General features: G+C 66.6%; 6 protein-coding genes. 3 read left to right on the top strand and 3 right to left on the bottom strand.

Annotated features, from left to right (window positions below; genetic code table 11):
- Positions 1–64 precede the first annotated feature (64 nt).
- Entirely contained in the window at positions 65–280 is a 216-nt protein-coding gene (locus BMZ69_RS30815; protein WP_092163830.1) for a type II toxin-antitoxin system BrnA family antitoxin, read from the top strand.
- On the opposite strand, the gene BMZ69_RS30820 is transcribed toward BMZ69_RS30815, so the two are convergent.
- The gene (locus BMZ69_RS30820) at positions 277–804 is read right to left on the bottom strand and encodes a replication/maintenance protein RepL (protein WP_092163831.1); all 528 of its coding nucleotides are present in this window, start codon (positions 802–804) and stop codon (positions 277–279) included. The two genes, BMZ69_RS30815 and BMZ69_RS30820, sit on opposite strands and share 4 nt — an antisense overlap.
- Positions 805–1231: 427 nt before the next feature.
- The gene (locus BMZ69_RS30825) at positions 1232–2344 is read right to left on the bottom strand and encodes a MobA/MobL family protein (protein ID WP_092163832.1); all 1113 of its coding nucleotides are present in this window, start codon (positions 2342–2344) and stop codon (positions 1232–1234) included.
- 146 nt (positions 2345–2490) lie between these two features.
- Between BMZ69_RS30825 and BMZ69_RS30830 the strand changes: the two genes are divergently transcribed.
- Positions 2491–2835 (top strand): hypothetical protein, encoded by a 345-nt coding sequence (locus BMZ69_RS30830; RefSeq protein ID WP_139219323.1) that lies wholly within the window; start codon positions 2491–2493, stop codon positions 2833–2835.
- A 19-nt stretch (positions 2836–2854) separates the two neighbouring features.
- Here BMZ69_RS30830 and BMZ69_RS30835 read toward each other — a convergent pair whose 3' ends face one another.
- Positions 2855–3208: a MerR family transcriptional regulator gene (locus BMZ69_RS30835; RefSeq protein ID WP_092163834.1), complete on the bottom strand. Its 354-nt coding sequence runs from the start codon at positions 3206–3208 to the stop codon at positions 2855–2857.
- A gap of 153 nt (positions 3209–3361) precedes the next feature.
- Between BMZ69_RS30835 and BMZ69_RS30840 the strand changes: the two genes are divergently transcribed.
- Positions 3362–3625 (top strand): BrnT family toxin, encoded by a 264-nt coding sequence (locus tag BMZ69_RS30840; RefSeq protein ID WP_092163835.1) that lies wholly within the window; start codon positions 3362–3364, stop codon positions 3623–3625.
- Positions 3626–3642: the final 17 nt, after the last annotated feature.

Consider the following 3642-nt stretch of genomic DNA (forward strand, 5'->3'; position numbering starts at 1 on the left):
CCACGGGGGCGCATCGTGCGGCTGATTTCGGTCCGCCGCGCCAGGCCACAGGAGGTGGAGCGCTATGAAGGCCACTGAGTTCGACAAGCGGTTCGACGACGGCGAGGACCTGGCCGACCAGGTGGACTGGTCCAAGGCCCGCCGGCCGAACGTCGAGATGAAGCGGGTGAACGTCGACTTCCCCGCCTGGGTCGTGTCCGGGCTGGATCAGCAGGCCCAGCGCCTCGGGGTGACGCGGCAGGCCCTGATCAAGCTCTGGATCGCCGAGAAGCTGGCCTAGGCCTGATCGGTCTCCTCGGCCGTTTCATGGCCGAAAAGCATGCGCATCTGGCGGTCAGCGAGCTTGTTCTCGCGCTTCGACACGAGGGTCCTCGTGTTGAAGGCAGCGTACTTCTTCGCGTTCGCCCAATAGCGCCAGATTTCCTGCGGATCGAGGCAGTAAGCGCAGGCGCCACCCTGGATTTTCAGCCGCACGATCGCGCCGACGTTCTCGAGGAAGTCGAGATGACGCTTCACGGTGGACAGGGAGGTCTTCGTCTCGTCGGCGATCAACTGCTGGCTGCAGACGACGGCGTTCTCCTGTCCATTCACATGACGGGCGAGGAAGACGAATGTCTTGGCTGCAGCTGGGTTTTTATCGATGAGGTCCCCGACCCTCGCCCAGCCCTTCGGCGTCACCTGGGTGAAGTCGACGTTGGTGCGCTTGGCAGCGGCGTCGCGGGCCTTCTGGTCCGCGTCCTCGCCGGCGAAATCGGAGAGCCTGGCGTGCCGCTCTGCGGCGGTCGCGACCGAGATTTCCTGCATGTCTGAACCCCCGAATCAGGTGAGCTACCCGTAGCTCATTCATACACTGATTCGGGTCATCAATGAACCAAATCAGCCCATAGGGTAGCTCATCTAGGGTGAGCTACCGGTAGCTCATCTAGGGTGAGCTACCCCCCCCTCGTAAGCCATTGAAATTGCAGGGCGCGTTTTTTCCCTCTTCTTTTCTATGAGTCCCGAACCCTGCGGGTATGACCCTGGGCGGCGCTTTTGCGCCGACCCTTCGCGAAGCCCGGTCATCCGCCGTGGCCGGTGACCCGTCGCGACGAAGGAGCGCGAGGGAGGCGGGGAAGGGTTCGGCTCAGGGAGCGGACATAGAGGTCGAGCATTGTTCGGCGCTGCGGCCGGCGACGCCGCAACCCTGGCCAGCTGCGACGCCGGCCGCCCCTCCGTGGGTAGGGGCGCGGCGTCAGTCGGCGACGCCCGTGCCGGACCCTACACGACGACCCTGGCCGGCGGCTGGGGCTGGCCCCTCTCTCGCGGGATTCCGGCGTCTGTCCTGGACCCACGCGGTGAGCTTCTTGCGAGCCTCGAGGGCCAGGGTCCGCCACCAGGCCTTGAGGCGATCGCTCTCGAACGCCGTTCGGCCGTAGCGCTTGCGCCAGGCCGCGGCGCGGTCCTCGTTCTCGAGGGCGAGCCAGGAGACGGCGTCAGCCGCTTCCTGGTGGCGGATGTGATCGAAGAGGGCCTGTGGGCCCGCGCCGATCTCGCCGATCGGCTTCTTGGGCGTCGCAGGAGCCTCGGGGAGGCCCGTTGAGGCCGTCCGGCCGATCTCGGGGGCCTCGGCCAGCCGGCGGGCCTCCAGGGGCTGCCTGGCGGTCGCCTGGAGGCGCTTGCGTTCCATGGCGGCCCGGGCAGGGCCGAGGTGCTTGGTGGGCATGCGGGCGATCCCGCGGGCCCTGTGCGACTTGGCCGAGACGGTCTCCTTGGAGCCGGCTCGAACCAGGGCGGCGTTCTGCATCTCCGCCCAGCCCTCGCGCAGGGCGGCGACCTCGATGCGAGACGTCTCCTTGACGTCGAGCTGGCGGGTCTTCGCGCCGAAGCGCAGCTCGCCGTTGGCGAGCTCGACGCGCCGGGTCGTGAACATCACGTGGGCGTGGTGGTTGCGGTTGTCGCCGACCTTCGAGGGCCGGTGGATCGCGAACTGGACCGCGACGCCGTAGCGCTTCGAGAGGTCCGATGCGAAGTTGCGGGTCAGCATCTCGCGGCCGCGCTCCGAGAGCTCGTGCGGGAGCGCGATGACGACCTCCCGGGCGACCATCGAGTTCTTCCGCACCTCGGCCGCCTCGGCCGCGTTCCAGAGCTCCTCGGTGTCGATGCCGTCTTCCGGCTTCGGCAGCCGGCCGGCGACGATGATCCCGGTCGCGACGATGTCGCCGGACCGGGTCCGCCGGCTGTGGTCGAACCGCTCTCCGAGGCGGTCGTCGACGAGCGAGAGACCGGTGCGATAGGCCGCTTTCTCGACGGCGGATTCGCCGCGAGAACGTGAGAACGATTTCATTTCGAAATGGTACGAGCTCATCGGCCTTTCCGCGGAGCGGATGCCCCTGCGGGCGCACGCAAACCGTAGGTTTGCTAAAGTGCGCCCGCAGGGTCACGGAATCACTGTGTTAGAAAATAGCGTGAATCACTTCGAAGGGAAGCCCTGTGTCGGAGAGCGTTGAAAGATTGACGGCCGAGCAGAAGCTGGCCCGTCTCAAAACGAAGGCCGATGAGGCCGAGGCAAAGGTCCAGAATGCGAAGAAGCGGGCGGCCCAGCTCCGGGCCAGGGCCGAGCGCGAGGAGGCGAAGATGAGGACCAGGGCGGATGCGAGGGACGCGGCCACGTTCCGGAGCCAGGAGGTTCAGCGGCGCCTGCTGCTGGCGGACCTGGTGCTGTCGGTGGCGAAGTCCGACAGGGATCTCAGGGTGACGGTGAAGTCGCTGCTTACGGAAGCGGATCTCGACGACGAATCTCGCATGCTCGTTCAGCCGATCCTAGCCGAACTGGGTGTTGCGTTCCCCGCTGGATAACCCCCTCCCCTCGCGCCCTTTATCCTCCGAAGAGGCGGGCCAGTAGGCCCGGCCTCGGTGCCGTGGCCGCCTGCGGCCCGGCGATCGCCAGGCGCTCCGCCTGGGCCCGCCAAGCGTCTCGGTCGGACCGGAGGTCGTCGATCTGCCGTTCCAGGGCGCGTATCAGGGCTCCTGGGCCCGTGTCGCGCTGTTCCTGGGGAACGGCTCGATCCGGTTCGGGCTGGGGCGGGTAGACCCGGGCGAGCTCGGCCGGATCGATGGCGTATGTGCCGTCCTCACGCCGATCGGCGCTGAGGCGGCCGCTCTTGATGGCCCTGAAGATCGTGGCCTTGGAGACGCCGGCCTTCTCGGCGGCTTTGAGCATCGAGAGCATGCGTTTCACCTGCGTTTCGGCCCATTTTAGAGGCCGTAGCGCAGTATTGCAGCGAGATGTTGCGTAAACGTTTAGCGGTACTGGCCGAGGCCGAACATCGTTCGAACGCTGTTCAGGTATGGAAAAGGTATAATTTCCGCACTATATGGCCTCATGGAATTCGAGTACGATCCCGACAAGAGCGCGGCCAACAAGGCCAAGCACGGCCTCGATTTCGAGGAGGCGCAGGCCCTGTGGGCCGACCCGCGCCTTCTGGAAGCCCCTGCGAGGACCGAGGACGAGCCGCGGTTCGTGGCGGTCGGGAAGATCGAGGGAAGGCACTGGACGGCCGTCTGGACGCCACGGGGGCGCATCGTGCGGCTGATTTCGGTCCGCCGCGCCAGGCCACAGGAGGTGGAGCGCTATGAAGGCCACTGAGTTCGACAAGCGGTTCG

Source organism: Allobosea sp. CRIB-10, assembly GCF_900112185.1.
Taxonomy (GTDB): domain Bacteria; phylum Pseudomonadota; class Alphaproteobacteria; order Rhizobiales; family Beijerinckiaceae; genus Allobosea.

Coding starts and splice junctions, on each gene's coding strand:
- BMZ69_RS30815 (WP_092163830.1), top strand. CDS start 65: ATGAAGGCCACTGAGTTCGACAAGCGGTTCGACGACGGCGAGGACCTG.
- BMZ69_RS30820 (WP_092163831.1), bottom strand. CDS start 804: ATGCAGGAAATCTCGGTCGCGACCGCCGCAGAGCGGCACGCCAGGCTC.
- BMZ69_RS30825 (WP_092163832.1), bottom strand. CDS start 2,344: ATGAGCTCGTACCATTTCGAAATGAAATCGTTCTCACGTTCTCGCGGC.
- BMZ69_RS30835 (WP_092163834.1), bottom strand. CDS start 3,208: ATGCTCTCGATGCTCAAAGCCGCCGAGAAGGCCGGCGTCTCCAAGGCC.
- BMZ69_RS30840 (WP_092163835.1), top strand. CDS start 3,362: ATGGAATTCGAGTACGATCCCGACAAGAGCGCGGCCAACAAGGCCAAG.